The sequence below is a fragment of the Pseudomonas sp. TWR1-1-4 genome (assembly GCF_049897165.1).
Classification (GTDB): Bacteria; Pseudomonadota; Gammaproteobacteria; order Pseudomonadales; family Pseudomonadaceae; genus Aquipseudomonas; species Aquipseudomonas canadensis.
On record NZ_JAFCVS010000001.1, the window covers coordinates 969234 to 992065 of the forward strand.

Consider the following 22832-nt stretch of genomic DNA (forward strand, 5'->3'; position numbering starts at 1 on the left):
CGGATATGTACTCAATCAACTCTTATGCAACTTACTCATCAGTTGCGCCTCAGCCTGAGTCAACCCACACGACTGAGTAAGCTCATCCACCGTAGCCCCCATCCCCACCAGCTTAGCAGCCTGCGCAAACGAAAGACTCGAAGGATCCCGCTGTTCAATCTGCGCCAGTTTGTCAGGCAACGGCGCAAGAATCGCGCGCAACTCATGCACCTCGTCCCCGACTTTCACCGCACTCTGCTGAAAGTGATCAACCCGCTTCACCAACTCCAGCACCCGTCGATCACGCAGAGCATCACGCTCAGCCTGCTGCAACAACAGTTCACGCTGCTGACGCACATAGCGCAACAGAAATGCCAAAGTCCCGGCCCACAACAAGGCCAGGACAATCACCGCGGCCTCAAGGAACAATCAGATGCTCTCCAGTTCCGACCATTCTTCTTCGCTCATCATCTTGTCCAGCTCAACCAGAATCAGCAGCTCGCCGTTCTTGTTGCACACGCCCTGGATAAACTTGGCGGACTCCTCGTTACCCACGTTCGGCGCAGTTTCCACTTCAGACTGGCGCAGGTAAACCACTTCGGCCACGCTGTCGACCATGATCCCGACCACTTGCTTGTCGGCCTCGATGATGACGATACGCGTGTTGTCGTTGACTTCAGTCGGCACCAGGCCAAAACGCTGGCGGGTGTCGATCACTGTCACCACGTTGCCGCGCAGGTTGATGATACCCAGCACGTAGCTCGGCGCACCCGGCACCGGGGCGATCTCGGTGTAGCGCAGCACTTCCTGCACGCGCATCACGTTAATGCCATAGGACTCGTTGTCCAGTTTGAAGGTAACCCATTGCAGGATCGGATCATCCAAACCTTGTGCGGACGCTGACTTGTTCATACCCCTGACCCCTTCAAATGCCGTTGAGTACGGCGTGTGTGCTTCGCTGACCGCATTCGCATGCGGCCCTTATTGTTCAATCAACTGTGTTTGTTCAGTGGCATCGATTTGACGGCACCGCTGGCGATCAACTCAGCCAGTTCGGCGACGTCGAGCAACGCGCACATGTGTTCGATCACGGTGCCCGCCAGCCAAGGCCGTTGGCCCCGGTGGCTGCGCCATTTGATTTCGTTCGGGTCCAGGCGCAACGAGCGGCTGACTTGATGCACCGCCAGCCCCCACTCGTAGCCCTGCACCGAGATCACGTATTGCAGGCCCTGACGGAAGTCGTCGCGGTAGCGGTCGGGCATGACCCAGCGCGCGGTATCCAGGACTTTGAGGTTGCCGGCCTGGCTGGGCAGAATGCCGAGGAACCACTCCGGTTGCCCGAACAACGGCGTCAGCTCCTGGCCCTCCAGCGAATAGATCGAGCCCAGGCACACCAGCGGCACCGCCAGGGTCAACCCGGCGACGTCGAACAGCAGGCATTCGAACGGTTCGGCAGCCCAGCTTGGGCGGCCATCACCGGTCACCGGCGGCGGTGTGATGCTCGGCGGCAGGTGCACTTGCACCACCGGCTCGACCACAACAGGAGCAACCACCACAGGCGCCACCACTATCGGTGTGATCGGCACTACGACCTGCGCATCGCGGGCTTGTTCTTCCAGCACCGCCAACTGGAATTCATCCAGCGCGGCTTCGGGTTTAACAGCCGGTTCCAACACCAGGATCGGTTCCGGCAGTTCTTCGGCGGTCGCATCCTGCAGCAGGGCATCCAGATAGGATTCCAGCGCCAGTTGCGGCCGAGTCTTGAGTTCGACAGGACGGTTCATCACGCCACCTGCGCCACAAGCTGCTGCGACAGCAGGTGCTTGAGCAACGCGCGGTAGGCGAGTACGCCACGGCTCTTACCGTCGAACTGCGATGGCGCGAGACCTGCGCGGCTGGCGTCACGCAGGCGCGTGTCCACTGGAATGTAGCCATTCCAAATGGTGTCCGGATAGGCATCGCGCAACACGCGCAGGGTGCCGAGGGACGCCTGGGTGCGGCGGTCGAACAAGGTCGGCACGATGCTGAACGGCAGCGCTTGTTTGCGCGAACGGTTGATCATCGCCAGGGTGCTGACCATGCGCTCCAGGCCTTTGACGGCCAAGTGCTCGGTCTGCACCGGAATCACCAGTTGCTGGCTCGCCGCCAACGCGTTGACCATCAACACGCCGAGCAACGGCGGGCTGTCGATGATTGCGTAGTCGAAATCCTGCCAGAGTTGCGCCAGGGTCTTGGCGATCACCAGGCCCAACCCGCTCTGCCCCGGCGACTGGCGCTCAAGGGTGGCCAGGGCGGTGCTGGACGGCAGCAGGGAAATACTTTCGTTGCTGGTGGGCAGCAGCAGTTGCCCCGGCAGATCGGCCGGCACGCTGCCCTTGTGCAGGAACAGGTCGTAGTTGCTGTGTTCCAGCGCATCCGGGTCATAGCCGAAATAGCTGGTCATGGAGCCGTGAGGGTCCAGGTCCACCACGACCACGCGCTTGCCCGCCTCGGCCAGCAAGCCGGCTAAGGCGATGGACGTGGTGGTCTTGCCGACCCCACCTTTTTGATTGGCAACTGCCCAGACTCTCATTCGGTTGGTTCCTCCCGGCAGGCACAGGCGCGACCGAGACATTGCATAAGGTTATTGAGCCGGCGACGGAGAATTGACGGCGCTCTGACGAACCGGCGGTTTTACAGGGGGCGGTGCAGTTTGTGTGCCAGCCCGCTTCAAGGCGGCATCCGGTGTTGCATTGGCGGTACCGGTGCCGGTCAGGCTGCGGCGCACATCCAGGTTGCGCGACACTACCAACACCACCCGGCGGTTCTTCGCGCGGCCCTCTACCGTAGCGTTATTGGCCACCGGCTGGAACTCACCATAACCCACCGAGGCCAGGCGCCCAGGGTTCACGCCCTGCATCGCCAGCATGCGCACGATGCTTGACGCACGGGCCGAGGACAGCTCCCAGTTGGTCGGGTACTGCGCGGTGCTGATCGGGAAATTGTCGGTGAAGCCTTCGACATGGATCGGATTTTCAAACGGCTTGAGAATCGCCGCCACCTTGTCGATGATGGTAAACGCCTGGTCGCTCGGCAACGCGTCGGCGCTGGCAAACAACAGGCTGGAATTAAGCTCGATTTCCACCCACAACTCGTTGCCGCGCACGGTCATCTGGTTGGAGCTGATCAGGTCGCCAAACGCTGCGCTGATGTCATCGGCGATGCTTTTCAGTGGATCGCTGGTGCCACCCACGCCGGCAGCGGTTTCATCGCTGTCGTTGACCAGCGGCTTGGCCGGGGTCACGGTCTTGGGCCGCTCTTCACCGATCGGGATCGGCTTGAGGGCGCGGTCGGCGTCGTTGAACACGCCAATCAGCGCCTGGGAAATAACTTTGTACTTGCCTTCGTTAATCGACGAGATCGAGTACATCACCACGAAAAACGCGAACAGCAAAGTGATGAAGTCCGCGTAGGACACCAGCCACCGTTCGTGGTTGACGTGTTCTTCGGGCTCGCGACGGCGACGGCTCACAGGCAATACCCCCAGCAACACAAATCACCTGTAGGTGCCGGCTTGCCGGCGAAAAACCCGAGAGCGCCGCGGGGCATCAGGCAACCCGCGTTATCGTTGGCGATTTTCGCCGGCAAGCCGGCTCCTACAGGGTGCATGTTCATCAATCCATGAAGCCCTGGAGCTTCAATTCGATGGAGCGCGGGTTCTCACCCTCGGCAATCGACAAAATACCTTCGAGCAACATCTCGCGGTAACGCGACTGGCGCAGGGCAATCGACTTGAGCTTGCTGGCCACCGGCAACAACACCAGGTTGGCACTGGCCACGCCGTAGATGGTGGCGACAAATGCCACGGCAATGCCGCTGCCCAGTTGTGAAGGGTCGGCCAAGTTGCCCATCACATGGATCAGGCCCATCACCGCGCCGATGATGCCGATGGTCGGCGCGTAGCCGCCCATGCTTTCGTAGACTTTGGCGGCGTTGATGTCGCGGCTTTCCTGGGTGTAGAAATCCACTTCCAAAATGCTGCGAATCGCTTCCGGTTCGGCGCCATCTACCAGCAATTGAAGGCCTTTGCGCGCGTAGCTGTCGGGCTCGGCATCGGCCACGCCTTCCAGGCCCAGCAGGCCTTCCTTGCGGGCGGTGAGGCTCCAGTTGACCACGCGGTCGATGCCGCCAGGCAAGTCGACACGTGGCGGAAAAATGATCCAGATAAGGATCTGCATGGCGCGTTTGAAGGAGCTCATGGGCGACTGCAGCAATGCCGCGCCCACGGTGCCGCCGATCACGATCAGGGCGGCCGGGCCGTTGGCCAGGGCGCCGAGGTGACCGCCTTCGAGGTAGTTGCCGCCGATGATCGCGACAAACGCCATGATGATACCGATCAGGCTCAAAACATCCATCAGAGGCAAGCCTCCACCAGATGCTTGCCGATGTCGTCCAGACTGTAGACGGCGTCAGCCAAGTCGGCCTTGACGATGGCCATGGGCATGCCGTAGATCACGCAGCTGGCCTCGTCCTGGGCCCAGATGGCGCTGCCGCCCTGCTTGAGCAGGCGCGCGCCCTCACGGCCGTCGGCGCCCATGCCGGTGAGCACCACCGCCAGAACTTTGTCGCCGTAGGACTTGGCTGCCGAACCAAAGGTGATGTCCACGCATGGTTTGTAGTTCAGGCGCTCGTCGCCCGGCAGGATTTTGATCGCGCCACGGCCGTCCACCATCATTTGCTTGCCACCCGGCGCCAGCAACGCCAGGCCAGGACGCAGGATGTCGCCATCCTCGGCTTCCTTGACGCTGATGCGGCACAGCTTGTCCAGGCGCTCGGCGAAGGCCTTGGTGAAGGCAGCAGGCATGTGCTGGATCAACACGATCGGCGCCGGGAAGTTGGCCGGCAGTTGGGTCAACACGCGTTGCAGGGCCACCGGGCCGCCGGTGGACGTGCCGATAGCCACAAGTTTGTAGGCCTTGCGCTTCGGCGCAGGCGAATGGGCAGTCGCAGGCGCAGCAGCGCGAACCGGCGCCACGGCAGGCCGGGCAACCGGCGCAGGCGCTGGACGAGCAAACGATGACGTCGGTGCAGCCGGTGCTGCAACCGGTGCAGGCGTCGGCGCTGGCGCGCTGAACAGGCTGCGACGGTTACTGCGGGAAATACTGTGCACCTTCTCGCACAGCATCTGCTTGACCTTCTCGGGGTTGCGCGAGATGTCTTCGAAATTCTTCGGCAGGAAGTCCACCGCGCCGGCGTCCAGCGCATCCAGGGTGACCCGGGCGCCTTCGTGAGTCAGCGAGGAGAACATCAACACCGGAGTCGGGCAGCGTTGCATGATGTGCCGGACCGCGGTGATGCCATCCATCATCGGCATCTCGTAGTCCATGGTGATCACGTCCGGTTTCAACGCAATGGCTTGATCAATCGCCTCTTTGCCGTTGGTGGCCGTGCCGACCACCTGGATCGTTGGATCGGCGGAAAGAATTTCCGAGACGCGGCGGCGGAAGAAACCCGAATCGTCCACCACCAGGACCTTGACTGCCATAAACACTCCGTTAGGCGGGGCGGGCACTACCGCCCTGCCCCACCAGAATCAAATACGCCGAGCGGCGTAACGCTTGAGCATGCTCGGAACATCGAGAATCAGCGCGATCCGACCGTCACCGGTGATGGTCGCACCCGACATGCCCGGGGTTCCCTGCAGCATTTTGCCCAAAGGCTTGATGACCACTTCTTCCTGGCCCACCAGTTGATCGACCACAAAACCGATGCGCTGGGTGCCCACGGAGAGAATCACCACATGGCCTTCGCGCTGCTCTTCATGCTTGGCCGATGCCACCAGCCAGCGCTTGAGGTAGAACAGGGGCAACGCCTTGTCGCGCACGATCACCACTTCCTGGCCGTCCACCACGTTGGTACGCGACAGGTCGAGGTGGAAGATCTCGTTGACGTTGACCAGCGGGAAGGCGAACGCCTGGTTGCCCAGCATCACCATCAGGGTCGGCATGATCGCCAAGGTCAAAGGCACCTTGATCACGATCTTCGAGCCCTGGCCCTTGGTCGAGTAGATGTTGATCGAGCCATTGAGCTGGCTGATCTTGGTCTTCACCACGTCCATGCCGACGCCACGGCCGGAGACGTCGGAAATCTCGGTCTTGGTCGAGAACCCCGGGGCAAAGATCAGGTTGTAGCACTCGGTGTCGGTCAGGCGGTCGGCGGCGTCCTTGTCCATCACGCCGCGCTTGACCGCGATATTGCGCAATATGGCCGGGTCCATGCCCTTGCCGTCATCAGTGATCGACAGCAGGATGTGGTCGCCTTCTTGCTCCGCCGCCAGGATCACTTTGCCGTTGCGGGACTTGCCCGAGGCTTCGCGTTCTTCAGGGGTTTCCACGCCGTGGTCGACGGCGTTGCGCACCAAGTGGACCAGCGGGTCGGCCAGGGCCTCGACGAGGTTCTTGTCGAGGTCGGTTTCTTCACCCACCAGTTCCAGGTTGATCTCTTTCTTGAGCTGACGCGCCAAGTCGCGAACCAGGCGTGGGAAGCGGCCGAAGACTTTCTTGATCGGCTGCATCCGGGTTTTCATCACCGCGGTTTGCAGGTCGGCGGTGACCACGTCGAGGTTCGACACGGCTTTTTGCATGGCTTCATCGCCGCTGCTCAAGCCCAGGCGCACCAGACGGTTACGTACCAGCACCAGTTCGCCGACCATGTTCATGATGTCGTCCAGGCGCGCGGTATCAACCCGCACGGTGGTTTCGGCTTCACTGGCAGGCTTCTCGGCAACCGGTGCTGCGGCGGCACGCGCCGGAGCAGGAGCCGCTACAGGCGCAGGCTTGGCGGCCGGAACCGGCGCGGCGGCCTTGGCAGCAACCGGTGCAGCCGTAGCAACAGCAGCAGCGGCCGGGGCCACTTCGCTGAACTTGCCCTTGCCGTGCAACTCGTCCAGCAGCGATTCAAACTCGTGATCGGAGATCAGGCCGTCGCCGGCCGGTGCTGCACTGGCTGCACTGGCTGCGGCAGGCGCCGCAGCCGTGGCGGCGACTTCCGGCAGGGCGTCGGCCGCGAAGGTGCCCTTGCCATGCAGTTGGTCGAGCAACGCTTCGAATTCGTCGTCGGTAATGTCGGTGTTGGCATTCGCAGCAGGCGCCTCGGGCGCAGCGGCAGGTGCCACGGCGTCCGCTGCAAACTGGCCTTTGCCATGCAACTGGTCGAGCAGGGATTCGAACTCAGCGTCAGTGATGTCTTCACTGGTTGGCGCAGCGACGGGCGCCTTGGGTGCCTCAGCCTCGGCCTTCACAGCACTGAGGGAGTTGAGCAGCTGTTCGAACTCGCTGTCGGTCACATCCGGCTCAGCTTCGGCCACAGGCTCGGGAGCCGCCTCAACCACAGGCGCAGCCGAGGTGTCGGCCGGTTCCGCCAGGCGCGCCAGGGCGGCCAGCAGTTCCGGAGTGGCAGCGGTGATCGGTGCACGGTCGCGCACCTCGCTGAACATGCCGTTGACCGCATCCAGTGCTTCGAGAATCACGTCCATCAATTCCGAATCAACGTGACGCTCACCCTTGCGCAGGATGTCGAACACGTTCTCGGCGATGTGGCAGCACTCCACCAGCTCATGGAGCTGGAGGAAGCCGGCGCCCCCTTTTACAGTGTGAAAACCGCGAAAAATTGCATTGAGCAGGTTCGCATCATCCGGTCGGCTTTCCAGCTCGACCAGTTGCTCGGACAACTGCTCTAAAATTTCGCCGGCCTCTACAAGGAAATCCTGAAGGATTTCTTCATCGGCGCCGAAGCTCATGTGGGTGCTCCTTAGAAGCCTAAACTGGATAACAGGTCATCGACATCATCTTGACCCGATACAACGTCTTCACGTTTATCGGCATGAATCTGCGGACCTTCACCCTTGGCGAGATGTTTTTTTGGATCTTTTTCCGAGAGGATCGCTTCGCGGTCATGTTCAATACCGGCAAAACGGTCAACCTGGCCTGCCATAAGCACCAATTTGAGCAAGTTGCTTTCCACTTCGGTGACCAACTGGGTCACACGCTTGATCACCTGACCGGTGAGGTCCTGGTAATCCTGGGCGAGCAGAATGTCGTTGAGGTTGCTGGAAACCGTGCGGTTTTCCTGCTCGCTGCGTGACAAGAACCCTTCGACCCGACGCGCCAATTCACGAAACTCTTCTGCGCCCACTTCGCGGCGCATGAAACGACCCCAATCGTTGCTCAGGGCCTGGGCTTCGTTGGCCATGCCGTTGACCAGGGGCGTGGCGTTTTCCACCAGGTCCATGGTGCGGTTGGCCGCCGCCTCAGTCAGCCTGACCACGTAGGACAGGCGTTCGGTGGCATCGGTGATCTGCGAGATTTCCTCGGCCTGGGGCATATGCGGGTCAATCTGGAAATTGACGATCGCACTGTGCAGCTCGCGTGTGAGCTTGCCCACTTCCTGGTACAGGCCGCGGTCACGGGTCTGGTTGAGCTCATGGATCAACTGCACCGCGTCGCCGAATTGGCCTTTTTCAAGGCTGTCGACCAACTGGTGAGCATGCTTTTTCAGGGTCGACTCGAAGTCTCCCTGTGACGTTTCTTTATGCTCCATAGCTCCCCCGCGATGGCATTAGCCGTGGATGCGTTCGAAGATTTTTTCGATCTTCTCTTTCAAGGCCAATGCAGTGAATGGCTTGACCACATAACCGTTGACCCCGGCTTGGGCGGCTTCGATGATCTGCTCACGCTTGGCTTCGGCGGTCACCATCAGCACAGGCAGGCTGCGCAGCTTTTCGTCAGCGCGCACGTGGCGCAGCAAGTCGATACCGGTCATGCCCGGCATGTTCCAGTCCGTTACCAGAAAGTCGATGCTCCCGCTGTTGAGGATCGGAATCGCCGTAATGCCGTCATCCGCCTCGACCGTGTTAGTGAACCCAAGGTCACGCAACAGGTTTTTTATGATCCGCCGCATCGTTGAGAAGTCATCAACGATGAGGATTTTCATGTTCTTGTCCAATTCGACCTCCAAGCAGTCTTAAACGCGCCCAGCACCTGGACGCGCCATTTCAATCAACAGGCATTACACAAAAAGGACTGCCGAGGGCACCACGGGTCGAACCCGCGAAGGCTGCTTGCCCTCGCGGTATCGTCTGCAGTGTCCCCACACTGCCTGTCAGCGCGCTCGCCACTCTCCCAAACGCCCCCGCAAGCGGGCTGCGCACTGGCTGTGCAACTGGCTGACCCGCGACTCGCTGACCCCCAGGACCTCACCGATTTCCTTGAGGTTCAGCTCTTCGTCGTAGTACAGCGCCAACACCAGTCGCTCACGCTCCGGCAAATTGGCAATCGCGTCCGCCAACGCCCCCTGGAAACGCTCATCTTCCAGGTCACGTGATGGCTCCATATGAGCGCTCGCGCCGTCCTCGTGCAGCCCTTCATGTTCGCCGTCCTGCAACAGGTCGTCGAAACTGAACAGGCGGCTGCCCAAGGTATCGTTCAAAATCCCGTAGTAATCGTCGAGACTCAATTGGAGTTCGGCCGCAACTTCGTGATCTTTAGCGTCGCGACCGGTTTTTGCTTCAATTGCGCGAATTGCATCACTGACCATGCGCGTGTTGCGATGCACCGAACGCGGCGCCCAGTCACCTTTACGTACTTCATCGAGCATCGCGCCACGGATACGGATACCCGCGTACGTCTCGAAACTCGCACCCTTGCTCGCATCGTATTTGGTCGACACTTCGAGCAGGCCGATCATGCCCGCCTGGATCAGGTCTTCGACCTGGACGCTGGCGGGCAGGCGTGCCAGCAAGTGATAGGCAATGCGCTTGACCAAGGGCGCGTAGCGCTCGATCAACTCGCCCTGACTGTCACGGGCAGACTTCTTGTACGCGTTGTAGCCAGTCGCTGTCATAGCACGGGTCCTGCGCTCGTCTGATGCACCAATCGCTCGACGAAAAACTCCAGATGCCCCCGAGGGTTGGCAGGCAACGGCCAGGTATCGACCTTCTGGGCAATAGCCTTGAACGCCAATGCGCATTTGGAACGAGGGAACGCTTCGTAGACTGCACGCTGCTTTTGCACAGCCTTGCGCACACACTCGTCGTAGGGAACTGCGCCGACGTATTGTAAAGCGACATCGAGGAAGCGATCCGTGACCTTGGTCAACTTGGCGAACAGGTTGCGCCCTTCCTGCGGGCTCTGGGCCATGTTGGCCAGGACGCGGAAGCGGTTCATGCCGTAGTCACGGTTAAGCAGTTTGATCAGGGCATAGGCGTCGGTGATCGAGGTGGGTTCATCGCAAACCACCAGCAACACTTCCTGCGCGGCGCGCACGAAGCTGACCACGGACTCGCCGATCCCGGCGGCGGTGTCGATCACCAGCACGTCGAGGTTGTCGCCGATATCACTGAAGGCCTGGATCAGGCCGGCATGCTGCGCCGGGCTCAGGTGCACCATGCTCTGGGTGCCGGAGGCGGCTGGCACGATGCGGATGCCACCGGGGCCCTGCAGCAGCACATCGCGCAGCTCACAGCGGCCCTCGATCACATCGGCAAGGGTGTGTTTGGGTGTCAGCCCCAGCAGAACGTCCACGTTCGCCAAGCCCAGGTCAGCATCCAGCAGCATGACACGACGGCCAAGCTCTGCCAGGGCCAGGGACAAATTCACTGACACGTTAGTTTTCCCGACGCCACCTTTGCCGCCGGTCACCGCGATCACCTGTACGGGATGCATGCTGCCCATTTTATTTCTTTACCTTGTCTTGCTTAGACGCAGGCTACATGGCTTGGCCGCGTGAATCGCTTGCAGACCATCGATGTAGATACATTTCACGGTGTTCATCCTGCCTCAACCGACCCGTTTTGCCGGGCTGTGGTAGAGGTCGGCGAACATATCGGCCATCGCTTCCTCGCTAGGCTCTTCTTGCATTTGCACGCTGACTGCACGGCTGACCAACTGATGACGGCGCGGCAGATGCAGATCATCCGGGATCCGCGGCCCGTCGGTCAGGTAGGCGACCGGCAATTCATGACTGATGGCCAGGCTCAGCACCTCGCCCAGGCTCGCGGTTTCGTCGAGCTTGGTGAGGATGCAACCGGCCAGGCCACAACGCTTGTAACTATGATACGCAGCGGTAAGAACCTGTTTCTGGCTGGTGGTTGCAAGCACCAGGTAATTTTTCGACTTGATGCCACGCCCCGCCAGGCTTTCCAACTGCATGCGCAATGCCGGGTCGCTGGCTTGCAGGCCGGCAGTATCGATCAATACCACGCGTTTGCGCAGCAGCGGGTCGAGGGCGTTGGCCAGGGACTGGCCCGGGTCGACATGGGTCACCGACACATTGAGGATCCGGCCCAGGGTCTTGAGCTGCTCCTGGGCACCAATACGGTAGCTGTCCATGCTCACCAGCGCGATATTCTGCGCGCCGTACTTGAGCACGTAACGAGCCGCCAACTTGGCCAGGGTGGTGGTCTTGCCCATGCCGGCAGGGCCGACCATGGCGATCACACCGCCTTCTTCCAGGGGTTCGATTTCCGGGGTAACGATCATCCGCGCCAGGTGGGCCAGCAACATGCGCCAGGCCTGGCGAGGCTCTTCGATTTCGGTGGTCAGCGCCAGCAGGTCGCGGGACAACGGGCCGGACAGGCCGATGCGTTGCAGGCGACGCCACAGGTTGGCTTGTTGCGGCTTGCTGCCTTGCAGCTGGTTCCACGCCAGCGAGCCCAACTGCACTTCCAGCAGTTCACGCAGGCCGTTGAGTTCAAAACGCATCGAATCGAACACCCGCTGGTCAACCGCAGGCGCCGGGGCCGGCGCAGCAGGACGCGGCGGTTCTTTGAAGGTGGGCTCGACCAGCGGCTCGGCAGCGGTCAGTGGCAAGCCGGCGAACAACTGGCGATTGGTGGTGGCATCGCTGTCGCCGCGCATGCTCAGTTCAGCCTGGGCCGAAACGATGCGCGAGGCGGTTTTGCGCAGCTCGTCTTCGAGTTCCATGTTCGGTACACGCGGCGCCAGCGCCGAGGGGGTGTAATCCAGGGCAGCCGTCAGCTCGACACCGCCGGCAATACGACGGTTTCCGATAATCGCGGCGTCGGCGCCCAGCTCATCACGCACCAGTTTCATGGCCTGACGCATATCGGCGGCGAAAAAACGCTTCACTTGCATAACCCACTACCCTCAGCCGTTGGGCCCTACTGTCGCGACGATAGTCACTTGCTTGTTGTCAGGAATTTCCTGATAAGCCAAAACGTGCAAATTCGGTACTGCCAAACGCCCAAACCGCGACAACATCGCCCGGACGGGGCCTGCCACCAGCAGAATCACCGGCTGGCCCTGCATTTCCTGGCGTTGTGCGGCGTCGATCAACGAACGCTGCAGTTTCTCAGCCATGCTTGGCTCCAGCAGAACGCCCTCTTCCTGGCCTTGTCCTGCCTTCTGAATACTATTGAGCAATATTTGTTCCAACCTTGGTTCCAAGGTGATCACAGGCAGCTCGGAGTCAAGCCCTACAATGCTTTGGACGATTGCACGCGACAACCCGACGCGCACCGCAGCAACCAGGGCGGCAGTATCTTGACTCTTGGCGGCATTGTTGGCGATGGCCTCGGCAATGCTGCGGATATCGCGTACTGGCACCTGTTCGGCCAACAGCGCCTGCAACACCTTGAGCAACTGCGACAGCGACAGAATGCCCGGTACCAGTTCTTCGGCGAGTTTTGGCGATGCTTTGCCCAGCAAACCCATCAATTGCTGGACTTCCTCGTGGCCAATCAGCTCGTGGGAGTGTTTGTACAGGATCTGGTTGAGGTGAGTCGCGACCACAGTGCTGGCGTCCACCACGGTGTAACCGAGGGATTGCGCCTGGCTGCGCTGGCTGATTTCGATCCAGACCGCGTCCAGGCCAAAAGCCGGATCTTTGGCGGTAATGCCGTTGAGGCTGCCGAACACCTGCCCGGGGTTGATCGCCAGTTCGCGGTCCGGGTAGATCTCGGCTTCGGCCAGGATCACGCCCATCAGGGTCAGGCGATAGGCACTCGGGGCCAGGTCGAGGTTGTCGCGGATGTGCACGGTGGGCATCAAAAAGCCCAGGTCCTGCGACAGTTTCTTGCGCACGCCCTTGATCCGCGCGAGCAATTGGCCACCCTGGTTGCGGTCCACCAGCGGGATCAAGCGGTAGCCGACTTCCAGGCCGATCATGTCGATCGGGGTTACGTCATCCCAGCCAAGCTCCTTGGTTTCCTGGGCTCGGGCCGGGGATGGCAGCAGTTCCTGCTGGCGGGCGATCTCTTGCTGGGCGATGACTTTGACCTGGTTCTGCTTTTTCCAGAACAGATACGCAGCGCCGCCAGCCAGGGCCGCCATGCTCAGGAATGACACGTGCGGCATGCCCGGCACGATCCCCATGATCGCCATGATGCCCGCCGCCACGGCCAGGGCCTTGGGCGAAGCGAACATCTGCCGGCTGATCTGCTTGCCCATGTCTTCGGAGCCCGAAGCACGGGTCACCATGATGGCCGCCGCTGTTGATAACAACAGTGATGGCAATTGCGCCACTAAACCGTCACCGATGGTCAGCAACGCGTACACCTTGCCCGCATCGCCGAAGGTCATGCCGTGCTGGAAGATACCCACGGCCATGCCGCCGATGAGGTTGATGAACAGGATCAGCAAGCCGGCAATGGCGTCACCGCGCACAAATTTGCTGGCACCGTCCATGGAACCGTAGAACTCAGCCTCCTGGGCGACTTCCAGGCGACGGGATTTGGCTTGGTTCTGGTCGATCAGGCCGGCGTTGAGGTCGGCGTCGATGGCCATCTGTTTGCCGGGCATCGCGTCGAGGGTAAAACGCGCGCTCACTTCGGAGATGCGCCCGGCGCCTTTGGTGACCACCACGAAGTTGATGATCATCAGGATCGCGAACACCACGATACCGACCACGTAGTTACCGCCGATCACCACCTCACCGAAGGCCTGGATCACCTTACCGGCAGCGGCATGGCCGTCCTGGCCGTGCAGCATGACCACACGGGTCGACGCCACGTTCAGCGCCAGGCGCAGCAGGGTCGCCACCAGCAGAATGGTCGGGAATACCGCAAAATCCAACGGCCGTAGGGCGTAGACGCACACCAGCAGGACGACGACGGACAGCGCAATGTTAAAGGTAAAGAACACGTCGAGCAGGAACGGCGGCATCGGCAACATCATCATTGCCAGCATCACCAGCAACAACAACGGCACACCCAGATTGCCTCGCGAGAGGTCAGTCAGGGTGCTGCGGGCGTTGCCGAGCATTTGAGAGCGATCCACCACCGGTATTCCTCGTGTCCTTTGAAGCAAAGTTTTGACGCAATTGGGCGTCTTGCAGGCGGTATTGCAAGAAGCCTTCCAACTTTTGCTTTGGCCCTTCGATGACCTCCCAAGCGACCAAGCAAGCCCGCTCCCACATTTTGGATTTGTGTTCACCGGCCGCTACCGAGGAAATTTCCGACAAGGTTTTGGGGTTGCCCCTAGGAAAGCCGCTCTCTAGTCTCCGTACACCGCTGCAAACGCAGTGGTCGGGCGTCGCGGCCCGGTTTACTACGGAACAAAAGCACCATCTCCCTTTCAGTAAGCGGTTTTTTATCGTCTACTGTGCGGCGCTATGGCGGCTGTGCGCGGGATACCTTCGGGTATGCCGGGTTGTTCCTAGACCGGTCCGCGAACCTGCGTACAGCTGCCACCCTCCATCGCGTCGCGGCGATCAGTGGCGGCTCCACTTTTTAGGAACCTCACAATGATCAAACCCACCCCAAATCCCCCCATCATTCTGTTTACCGTCGTAGACACTCTCAAAACCGAAGACCTGCTGGTCAACCTCACCGAAACCCTCGCCTCGGCCGACGCGCTGATGAGTGATTTTGCGTTTGAATTGGAAGGGCCAAAACGCGAAGGCGCGCTGGGTGTTGCACAGTTGATTGGGCTGGCAAAGCTGCTGGCTGACAGAGTGTTGGCGGACAGCGAGCACTTGATGGCCTGAGGGCGGATCGTTCCTGCACTACCCTGCGGGAACGATCATCAAGCTCATAGGACGCGGACGTTCTCGGCCTGAGCGCCTTTGGCCCCCTGCGTTACCTCGAACTCTACTTTTTGGTTCTCTTCAAGCGTCCTGAAACCGTCGCCCGTGATGGCCGATAAGTGGACAAATATATCGCCCCCACCGTCTTGAGTGATAAACCCAAACCCCTTCTCCGCGTTAAACCACTTCACCGTACCTGTTGCCATTGCCGTTCTCCTGACTTACGGGATAACGCGAACGTCGGATGCATAGACCGCATCGCGCCCATGGACTCTCTTGACCTCAACCCGCAGGCCCACGGCAAGCCGAATACCTGGCGAACCGATGAAATTCACTCGCACGTCGTCTTCACCGTTTTCCAGGGCAATCAAGCCCATCCCGGATTTCTGGTCGTAATATTTGACAGCGCCTCTGACCGCCTTCAAAACCACTCTCCCTGCATCTCATCTACAGCTTTCGCGCAGTGCTTTAAGCAATGGAACCGCGAGAACGCCCCTCTGGCTACTGTCAAAGTTGACAGGTAGACAGGCATTCACGACGAGTGGTAGGGAGTGAGAAATCAGGAATCGCGGCGCAAATCCGGTGGAATCGGCAGATCCTTGAGTGGATCCGGACGCTTGCCCTTGCCCGCGCGGTACTGGCGAATCTGATAGACATACGCCAACACCTGAGCCACGGCCAGGTAGAGCCCGGCGGGGATTTCCTGGTCCAGGTCGGTGGAATAGAAGATCGACCGCGCCAGTTCCGGCGATTCCAGCAGCAGGATGTCATTGGCCACGGCGATTTCGCGGATCTTCAGCGCCGTAAAGTCACTGCCCTTGGCCAACAGCATCGGCGCGCCGCCCTTCTCCGGGTCGTATTTGAGCGCCACGGCGTAGTGGGTCGGGTTGGTGATGACCACGTCGGCGTCGGGCACTGCGCCCATCATCTTGCGCTGGGACATTTCCCGTTGCAGCTGGCGAATACGCTGTTTGACCTCGGGTCGGCCTTCCTGGTCCTTGTGCTCGTCGCGCACTTCCTGCTTGGTCATCAGCAGTTTCTTGTGGCTTTCCCACAACTGTATCGGGGCATCCACGGCAGCGATGATGATCAGCCCGGCGGCCATCCACAGCGCGCTCCAGCCCACCACCTGCACGCTGTGGATGATCGCCGACTCCAGCGGTTCATGGGCGATGCGCAGCAGGTCGTCAATGTCGGACGACAACACCATCAGCGCCACAAACAGGATCAGGATGAATTTGGCCAACGCCTTGAGCAACTCCACCAAGGCCTTGGCGGAAAACATGCGCTTGAGCCCGGCAGCCGGGTTCATGCGGCTGAATTTCGGGGCCATGCTGCCGGCGGCAAACAACCAGCCACCCAGGGCGACCGGGCCGATCAGCGCAGCCAGCAGTAAAGTGATCAGGATTGGCTGCACCGCCAGGATCGCGATCTTGCCCGAGTGCAGCAGGTACTGGCCCATGGCGTCAGGGTTGAGCAGCACGTCGCGGGGCAAGGTGAAGTTGTGCTTCATCAACTCCATCAAGTCCAGCGCCAGACTGCCGCCGTAGATCAGCAAGGCGCCGGCGCCGGCCATCATGGTTGCAACGGTGTTCAGCTCTTTGGAGCGCGCAATCTCGCCCTTTTCCCTGGAGTCCTTTTTGCGTTTCTCCGTGGGGTCTTCTGTTTTGTCCTGACCACTCTCGCTCTCGGCCATGGCTCAGCGCGCCCGTGCCAGATCACGTAAAAACTGCAAGGCGTCGGTCGCCAGCGGTTGATACTGATTGAGAATGTCGGCCAGGCCGACCCAGAAAATCCCCATGCCCAATACCAGGGTCAACGGGAAACCAATCGAGAAGATGTTCAGCTGTGGCGCCGCACGGGTCATCACACCGAACGCGATGTTGACCACCAGCAACGCGGTAATGGCCGGCAACACCAGCAACAGCGACGCGCCGAACACCCAACCCAGGCGCCCGACGATTTCCCAGAAATGATTGACCACCAGCCCCGAGCCCACCGGCAAGGTGGTGAAGCTTTCGGTCATCACTTCAAAGGCTACCAGGTGACCGTTCATCGCCAGGAACAGCAAGGTCACCAGCATGGTCAGAAACTGCCCGATCACCGCCGCCGATACGCCGTTGGTGGGGTCGACCATGGAGGCGAAGCCCATGCCCATCTGGATCGAGATGATTTGCCCGGCCACCACAAAGGCCTGGAAAAACAGCGTGAGGGAAAAGCCCATCAGCGCGCCGATCAGGATCTGTTCGGCAATCAGCAGCAACGCGCTGAGATCGATGGCATTGACCGGTGGCATCGGCGGCAACCCTGGCACGATCACCACGGTAATCGCCACCGCAAAGTACAGGCGCACGCGACGTGGTACGAGGGTGGTGCCGAACACCGGCATGGCCATCAACATCGCCGTCACCCGGAACATCGGCAGGATGAAGGACGCCACCCACGTGCTGATCTGGGTATCGGTCAATGCCAGCAACGACTGCATCCGGTCAGCCGATCAACTGCGGAATACTGCCGTACAACTGCAGGATGTATTCCATGAAGGTCTGCACCAGCCAAGGGCCGGCCACGATCAGGGTGACCAGCATCACCAGCAAGCGCGGCAAAAAGCTCAAGGTTTGTTCGTTGATCTGGGTCGCGGCCTGGAACATCGCCACCAGCAGGCCCACCAACAGACTCGGCACGACCAGCACGGCGACCATCACGGTGGTCAGCCACAGCGCTTCACGGAACAGGTCGACAGCTACTTCTGGCGTCATTGCGCTATACCCCGCCGAAACTGCCGGCCAACGTGCCGATAATCAGCGCCCAGCCGTCCACCAGCACAAACAGCATGATCTTGAACGGCAACGAGATGATCAACGGCGACAGCATCATCATACCCATGGCCATCAGCACGCTCGCCACCACCAGGTCGATGATCAGGAACGGAATGAAGATCATGAAGCCGATCTGGAACGCGGTTTTCAATTCGGAGGTGACGAACGCCGGCACCAGGATGGTCAGCGGTGCCTGGTCCGGGGTGGCGATGTCGGTGCGCTTGGACAGGCGCATGAACAGCTCAAGGTCGCTGGAGCGGGTTTGCGACAGCATGAAATCCTTGATCGGGCCCTGGGCCTTGTCGATCGCATCCTGGGCGGTCATTTTCTCCGCCAGGTAGGGTTGCAGCGCTTGCTGGTTCACCTTGTCGAACACCGGCGCCATGATGAACAGCGTCAGGAACAAGGCCATGCCGGTGAGGATCTGGTTCGACGGCGTCTGCTGCAGGCCCAGGGCCTGGCGCAGGATCGAGAACACAATGATGATCCGCGTGAAGCTGGTCATCAGCATGACGAACGCCGGGATAAAGCTCAGCGCGGTCATGATCAGCAGGATCTGCAGGCTGACCGAATACTCCTGCGCGCCGGCCGCGTTGGTGCCCAACGTGATCGCCGGGATCGACAACGGGTCGGCGCCAAACGCCAGTGGCGCGGCCAGCAACAGCATGAGCGTCAATAAAACGCGCATTACTTCTTATCCTTCTGATCCTTGCCCAGCAACTCCATCAGGCGCTGGGCGAATTCTGGCGTGGCGGACTGGCTCTGGTCCACGCTCACCGGGGTCTTGAGCACATGCAGCGGAGTGATGCGACCGGGCGTGATGCCCAGCAGGATCTGCTCCTCGCCCACTTGCACCAGCACCAGCCGATCACGCGGGCCGAGGGCGCGGGAACCGATCATCTCGATCACCTGGCCATTGCCCGGCCCCACGCGCTGCACCCGGCGCAGCAGCCAGGCCAGTGCGAAGATCAAACCCACCACCAGCAACAAGCCCAGCACCAGCTGGGTCAATTGCCCGCCAATGCCGCTGCTCACCACTGGTGCAGCGGCAGCGGTGGCTTGCGCGGCCGGCTCAGCCGCGAGGGCGCTCAATGGCAGCGCCAGAAACAGTCCCGCCATCGAATACTTCATCTCAGCGCAACTTCTTGATGCGTTCGCTCGGGCTGATCACGTCGGTCAGGCGGATGCCGAACTTCTCGTTGACCACCACCACTTCGCCGTGGGCAATCAGGGTGCCGTTGACCAGCACGTCCAGCGGCTCACCGGCCAGGCGGTCCAGCTCGATCACCGAACCCTGGTTGAGTTGCAGCAGGTTGCGGATGTTGATTTCGGTGCTGCCGACTTCCATGGAGATCGACACGGGAATGTCGAGGATCACATCCAGGTTCGGGCCGTCGAGGGTCACCGGGTCGTTGTTCTTCGGCACGCTGCCGAATTCCTCCATCGGCAGACGGTTGCCGGCCGGAGAGGTGGCGGCGTCAGCGGCCAGCAGCGCATCGATGTCATCCTGGCCAACATCGCCGGTTTCTTCCAGGGCAGCCGCCCATTCGTCAGCCAGGGCCTGGTCTTCGGCGGAAGTGTTTTCGTGTTCGGTAGCCATTACATGTCCTCGGCGAAGCAAAAATGAGTGTTGATCAGCGACGATTGATCGGTTCGACCACTTGAAGAGCCAAGTTGCCCTTGTGGGAACCGAGCTTGACCTTGAATGACGGCACACCATTGGCGCGCATGATCATTTCGTCGGGCAATTCGACGGGGATGATGTCCCCTGGCTGCATGTGCAAAATATCGCGCAGGCGCAACTGGCGACGGGCCACCGTGGCGCTCAGGGGTACGTCGACGTCCAGCAGGTCTTCGCGCAGGGCCTTGACCCAACGCTCGTCCTGATCGTCCAGGTCGGACTGGAAACCGGCGTCGAGCATCTCGCGCACCGGCTCGATCATCGAGTACGGCATGGTCACGTGCAGGTCGCCGCCACCGCCATCGAGTTCGATGTGGAAGGTGGACACCACAATGGCTTCGCTGGGGCCGACGATGTTGGCCATGGCCGGGTTCACTTCCGAGTTGATGTACTCGAAATTGACTTCCATGATCGCCTGCCAGGCTTCCTTCAAGTCGATGAAGGCCTGCTCCAGCACCATGCGCACTACCCGCAATTCGGTCGGGGTGAACTCACGGCCTTCGATCTTGGCGTGACGGCCGTCGCCGCCGAAGAAGTTGTCCACCAGTTTGAACACCAGTTTGGCATCCAGGATGAACAGCGCGGTACCGCGCAACGGCTTGATCTTGACCAGGTTGAGGCTGGTCGGCACGTACAACGAGTGCACGTATTCACCGAACTTCATCACCTGCACGCCGCCCACCGCCACATCCGCCGAGCGGCGCAGCATATTGAACATGCTGATGCGGGTATAACGGGCGAAACGTTCGTTGATCATCTCCAGCGTCGGCATGCGTCCACGGACGATGCGATCCTGGCTGGTGAGGTCATAACTTTTGACGCTGCCGGGCTCGGCAGCCATTTCGGTCTGTACCAGACCATCGTCGACGCCATGCAGCAGCGCATCGATCTCATCCTGGGACAGCAGGTCTTGCACGGCCATGTCGTGATCCTACTGCAATACGAAGTTAGTGAAGAGCGCCTGCTCGACCACGACTTTGCCGAGTTCCTTCTGGGCCACTTCCTGCACGCTGGCTGTGACCTTCTGGCGCAGCATTTCCTGGCCCACCGGGGTGGCAAGTGTGTCGAAGCTCTGGCTGGAGAACAGCATCACCAAGTTGTTGCGGATCACCGGCATATGCACCTTGAGGGCATCCAGGTCCGAAGCATTACGCGCCAGCAAGGTGATGCTCACCTGCAGGTAGCGTTGGCGGCCATTCTGATTGAAGTTGGCGACAAAGGCCGGAAGCATCGGCTCGAAGATTGCCGGTTGCTTGACGTTACTGGCGGTTTCGGCGGCGGGTGCCGGCTTGCTGGCACTGCTGTGCATGATGTACCAGGTGCCGCCGACCGAGGCGCCGATGGCCAGGAGCAGGCCCAGGACTATCAACAGGATAAGCTTGAGCTTACCTTTGCCTGCGGGTGCTTTTGCTGCGTCGTCGCTCTTCGCCATGCCAATAATCCGTCACTATTCGGGGATTCATAGATCTACGGAAAGGCAAGAGCAAGTGTTATGCCAGAGTTGTCTGGCACATCCCTGTAGGAGCGAGCTTGCTCGCGAAGGTCGTTAACGATATCGCGGAAAACCTGACAGCCCGCGGCGCTCTCAGGTTCTTCGCGAGCAAGCTCGCTCCTACAGTGGGGGCGAGCTAGGCGTAGTAGTCGACGGCGCTGGAGCCGATTACGGTTGAGGTGACTGGCGCCACGGCCTCAGCCACATCAATGTGGTTACCACTGTCGCCGTTATCACCACCGCGCCCGCCGCTGCCGCTCACGCCACGGGTCTGGGCCTGTTGCTGCTGTTGCTCCTGGCCACGGGACTGGTCGGACACGTTCACATCCACCTGCCCCATGCCCTGCTGGGCGAACATCTCCCGCAAGCGGCCGGACTGGCTTTCCAAGGCTTCACGTACCACCGGGTGGGCGCTCATGAAGTTGACCTGGGCTTGCTGGTCGGCGGTCATGTTGACCTTGATATCCAGGCGACCGAGTTCAGCCGGCTGCAACTGGATCTCCGCTGACTTGAGGTTGGCGCTGGAGAGGTACATCACGCGGTTGACGATTTCATCGGTCCAGCCGCTCTGGTGCATGGCCAACGGCGCATTGGTTACCGGCGGCAAGGCGTTGGCGGTTTTCGGCGTGGCGGCCTGGGTCAATGCAGCCAGGCGGTTGGCGAAGTCATCGACACGGGTGTCGCTGCTGGCGTTTTTCAGGTCCTTGAGGCCGTCCTCGATCAACCCGCCGAAGGCCTTGTCACCGCCCGTGTCAGTGCTGTCCTTGGTGGCTTGCTGGTCGACCATATTGGCCAGGCCGGCGGCAAAGTTCTGTGCGGCGGTGGGTTGATCCTGAGTTGGCGCCGGGGTGGTTTTGGCCTGGGCCTGACTGCTGGCCGAGACATGACCGCCCTGCTCCATCGCCAGGCGCACGGCTGGCATGGCGTCCAATGGGTCGGCTTCCGGATCAAAGACAGGCTTGGCTTCCTCGGTGGCCGCGACGGGTGCCGCGACTACCGGCTGAGTCTTGTCATCCTGGGCTGTGGTGACAGGCGCCGGGGTTTCCACCGGCACTGGCACGGCGACTGGAGTGACGGTGGCAATCAGAGCCGGATCGACCACCGGGTCAGCTGGAGGCTGCTGTACCAGGGTCGGGTCGGTTGACGCTTCGTCATCCTTGCTGGCGCTGTCGTCAGTCTTGGCCGGCGGGGTGGCAGGCAAGGGTTTGCCGCTATCGGCAACGGCTGGCGTGCTGGCGGCAGGTTTGTCGCTGCTTGCCGCTGGCTTGGCACTGGCGTCGGAGGACTTGCCGGCGGTGGGCTTGGGCGAATTGTCGTCGGCCTTGGTCGTGGGTTTGGAAGCCTGGTTGGCGAACACTTGAGCGAAGCCAGGGCCCTTGTCCCGTGGGTCCGCAGCCGCTGCCGGTGGGTTGGCGGCGGGCGCTTGAGGCTTGGCCGCGGGGGCAGCCTGAAGGAGCGAATTCGGGGCGACTGGCATAGGTAAAGGTCTCCACTGCATGGGGGTCGGGGATGCAGTATTGGGAGGTAGAGCAAGAGTTGGGCCAGGTTTGGGGTCGGTTGGTTTTATTGAGTACATATCCGTTTTTTAGGTAACGGCTGATATTGGTTCCGCCCTTACGGCGGCTCACTTTTGAAAAGAGCCCAAAAGTAACCAAAAGGCTCTTGCCCCAACACTCGGTACCTCGCCTAGGCTCGGTATGCCCGTAATCCGACAGTGATTCGGGGGGCCGCCGCCACGCGCCATCCATGGCGCGGGGCGGCTAAACCGGCATCCCTGCCGGTTTACCCCCCAAATCCCTGTCGAATTCCGGCCAGCGTGTTTGACGGGGCGCCTAAGATC

26 protein-coding genes and 1 pseudogene are annotated in these 22832 nt (G+C 60.8%); 2 read left to right on the top strand and 25 right to left on the bottom strand.

Features of this window, described 5'->3' with window-relative positions; all coding sequences use genetic code 11:
* Positions 1-15: 15 nt before the first annotated feature.
* The 14 genes from ACP7C6_RS04500 to flhA all read right to left on the bottom strand — a co-directional run bounded on the left by ACP7C6_RS04500 (position 16) and on the right by flhA (position 14237).
* Positions 16-408, bottom strand: a complete 393-nt coding sequence (locus tag ACP7C6_RS04500) for a DUF2802 domain-containing protein (protein ID WP_028617308.1) — start codon at positions 406-408, stop codon at positions 16-18.
* Positions 409-891, bottom strand: a complete 483-nt coding sequence (locus ACP7C6_RS04505; RefSeq protein ID WP_010564003.1) for a chemotaxis protein CheW — start codon at positions 889-891, stop codon at positions 409-411. It abuts the gene before it with no gap.
* An 80-nt stretch (positions 892-971) separates the two neighbouring features.
* Positions 972-1763, bottom strand: a complete 792-nt coding sequence (locus ACP7C6_RS04510) for a CheW domain-containing protein (protein ID WP_122685399.1) — start codon at positions 1761-1763, stop codon at positions 972-974.
* Complete coding sequence (locus ACP7C6_RS04515; RefSeq protein WP_028617310.1) at positions 1763-2551, bottom strand: ParA family protein; 789 nt, start codon at positions 2549-2551, stop codon at positions 1763-1765. The genes ACP7C6_RS04510 and ACP7C6_RS04515 overlap by 1 nt, the downstream gene beginning before the upstream one ends.
* Positions 2552-2602: 51 nt before the next feature.
* Positions 2603-3490, bottom strand: coding sequence for a flagellar motor protein MotD (gene motD, locus ACP7C6_RS04520; RefSeq protein WP_028617311.1), 888 nt, complete (start codon positions 3488-3490; stop codon positions 2603-2605).
* Between the two features lie 142 nt (positions 3491-3632).
* Positions 3633-4373, bottom strand: coding sequence for a flagellar motor protein (locus tag ACP7C6_RS04525; protein ID WP_016976609.1), 741 nt, complete (start codon positions 4371-4373; stop codon positions 3633-3635).
* Positions 4373-5503 (bottom strand): protein-glutamate methylesterase/protein-glutamine glutaminase, encoded by a 1131-nt coding sequence (locus ACP7C6_RS04530; protein WP_028617312.1) that lies wholly within the window; start codon positions 5501-5503, stop codon positions 4373-4375. The genes ACP7C6_RS04525 and ACP7C6_RS04530 overlap by 1 nt, the downstream gene beginning before the upstream one ends.
* 48 nt (positions 5504-5551) lie before the next feature.
* Positions 5552-7756, bottom strand: a complete 2205-nt coding sequence (locus ACP7C6_RS04535) for a chemotaxis protein CheA (RefSeq protein ID WP_028617313.1) — start codon at positions 7754-7756, stop codon at positions 5552-5554.
* Between the two features lie 11 nt (positions 7757-7767).
* On the bottom strand, positions 7768-8556 hold the full coding sequence (locus ACP7C6_RS04540; RefSeq protein ID WP_028617314.1) for a protein phosphatase CheZ: 789 nt from the start codon (positions 8554-8556) through the stop codon (positions 7768-7770).
* Between the two features lie 18 nt (positions 8557-8574).
* Positions 8575-8949: a chemotaxis response regulator CheY gene (locus tag ACP7C6_RS04545; protein WP_015885173.1), complete on the bottom strand. Its 375-nt coding sequence runs from the start codon at positions 8947-8949 to the stop codon at positions 8575-8577.
* Between the two features lie 168 nt (positions 8950-9117).
* Positions 9118-9858: an RNA polymerase sigma factor FliA gene (gene fliA, locus ACP7C6_RS04550; RefSeq protein WP_016976604.1), complete on the bottom strand. Its 741-nt coding sequence runs from the start codon at positions 9856-9858 to the stop codon at positions 9118-9120.
* Complete coding sequence (gene fleN / locus ACP7C6_RS04555) at positions 9855-10688, bottom strand: flagellar synthesis regulator FleN (RefSeq protein WP_003192912.1); 834 nt, start codon at positions 10686-10688, stop codon at positions 9855-9857. The genes fliA and fleN overlap by 4 nt, the downstream gene beginning before the upstream one ends.
* A gap of 105 nt (positions 10689-10793) precedes the next feature.
* Entirely contained in the window at positions 10794-12110 is a 1317-nt protein-coding gene (gene flhF / locus ACP7C6_RS04560) for a flagellar biosynthesis protein FlhF (RefSeq protein WP_028617315.1), read from the bottom strand.
* 12 nt (positions 12111-12122) lie between these two features.
* Positions 12123-14237 (bottom strand): flagellar biosynthesis protein FlhA, encoded by a 2115-nt coding sequence (flhA, locus tag ACP7C6_RS04565; protein ID WP_218168778.1) that lies wholly within the window; start codon positions 14235-14237, stop codon positions 12123-12125.
* Between the two features lie 481 nt (positions 14238-14718).
* Here flhA and ACP7C6_RS04570 point away from each other — a divergent pair, with 481 nt between their 5' ends.
* Complete coding sequence (locus ACP7C6_RS04570) at positions 14719-14961, top strand: DUF6124 family protein (RefSeq protein WP_426108309.1); 243 nt, start codon at positions 14719-14721, stop codon at positions 14959-14961.
* Between the two features lie 44 nt (positions 14962-15005).
* On the opposite strand, the gene ACP7C6_RS04575 is transcribed toward ACP7C6_RS04570, so the two are convergent.
* From ACP7C6_RS04575 to fliL, 10 genes are all read right to left on the bottom strand, one after another.
* Positions 15006-15206, bottom strand: a complete 201-nt coding sequence (locus ACP7C6_RS04575) for a cold-shock protein (RefSeq protein ID WP_426108310.1) — start codon at positions 15204-15206, stop codon at positions 15006-15008.
* Between the two features lie 15 nt (positions 15207-15221).
* On the bottom strand, positions 15222-15431 hold the full coding sequence (locus ACP7C6_RS04580; protein WP_426108311.1) for a cold-shock protein: 210 nt from the start codon (positions 15429-15431) through the stop codon (positions 15222-15224).
* 128 nt (positions 15432-15559) lie between these two features.
* Complete coding sequence (flhB, locus tag ACP7C6_RS04585) at positions 15560-16696, bottom strand: flagellar biosynthesis protein FlhB (RefSeq protein WP_426108312.1); 1137 nt, start codon at positions 16694-16696, stop codon at positions 15560-15562.
* A gap of 3 nt (positions 16697-16699) precedes the next feature.
* On the bottom strand, positions 16700-17485 hold the full coding sequence (fliR, locus tag ACP7C6_RS04590; RefSeq protein WP_028617319.1) for a flagellar biosynthetic protein FliR: 786 nt from the start codon (positions 17483-17485) through the stop codon (positions 16700-16702).
* A gap of 4 nt (positions 17486-17489) precedes the next feature.
* A complete protein-coding gene (gene fliQ / locus ACP7C6_RS04595) occupies positions 17490-17759 on the bottom strand; it encodes a flagellar biosynthesis protein FliQ (protein WP_010208761.1) in 270 nt (89 codons plus the stop codon).
* 4 nt (positions 17760-17763) lie between these two features.
* Entirely contained in the window at positions 17764-18507 is a 744-nt protein-coding gene (fliP, locus tag ACP7C6_RS04600) for a flagellar type III secretion system pore protein FliP (protein ID WP_016976565.1), read from the bottom strand.
* The gene (gene fliO, locus ACP7C6_RS04605) at positions 18507-18950 is read right to left on the bottom strand and encodes a flagellar biosynthetic protein FliO (RefSeq protein ID WP_016976566.1); all 444 of its coding nucleotides are present in this window, start codon (positions 18948-18950) and stop codon (positions 18507-18509) included. Before fliO ends, fliP begins: the two co-directional genes overlap by 1 nt.
* A 1-nt stretch (position 18951) precedes the next feature.
* Positions 18952-19419 (bottom strand): flagellar motor switch protein FliN, encoded by a 468-nt coding sequence (gene fliN, locus ACP7C6_RS04610; protein ID WP_016976567.1) that lies wholly within the window; start codon positions 19417-19419, stop codon positions 18952-18954.
* Between the two features lie 34 nt (positions 19420-19453).
* The gene (gene fliM / locus ACP7C6_RS04615; RefSeq protein ID WP_027603859.1) at positions 19454-20422 is read right to left on the bottom strand and encodes a flagellar motor switch protein FliM; all 969 of its coding nucleotides are present in this window, start codon (positions 20420-20422) and stop codon (positions 19454-19456) included.
* A gap of 9 nt (positions 20423-20431) precedes the next feature.
* The gene (gene fliL / locus ACP7C6_RS04620; RefSeq protein ID WP_033900763.1) at positions 20432-20932 is read right to left on the bottom strand and encodes a flagellar basal body-associated protein FliL; all 501 of its coding nucleotides are present in this window, start codon (positions 20930-20932) and stop codon (positions 20432-20434) included.
* 80 nt (positions 20933-21012) lie between these two features.
* Here fliL and ACP7C6_RS04625 point away from each other — a divergent pair.
* A pseudogene (locus tag ACP7C6_RS04625) lies at positions 21013-21120 on the top strand (outer membrane lipoprotein carrier protein LolA); the annotation flags it as partial.
* An 8-nt stretch (positions 21121-21128) separates the two neighbouring features.
* Here the strand turns inward: ACP7C6_RS04625 and ACP7C6_RS04630 are convergent.
* Positions 21129-22469: a flagellar hook-length control protein FliK gene (locus ACP7C6_RS04630; RefSeq protein WP_426108313.1), complete on the bottom strand. Its 1341-nt coding sequence runs from the start codon at positions 22467-22469 to the stop codon at positions 21129-21131.
* Between the last annotated feature and the right edge of the window lie 363 nt (positions 22470-22832).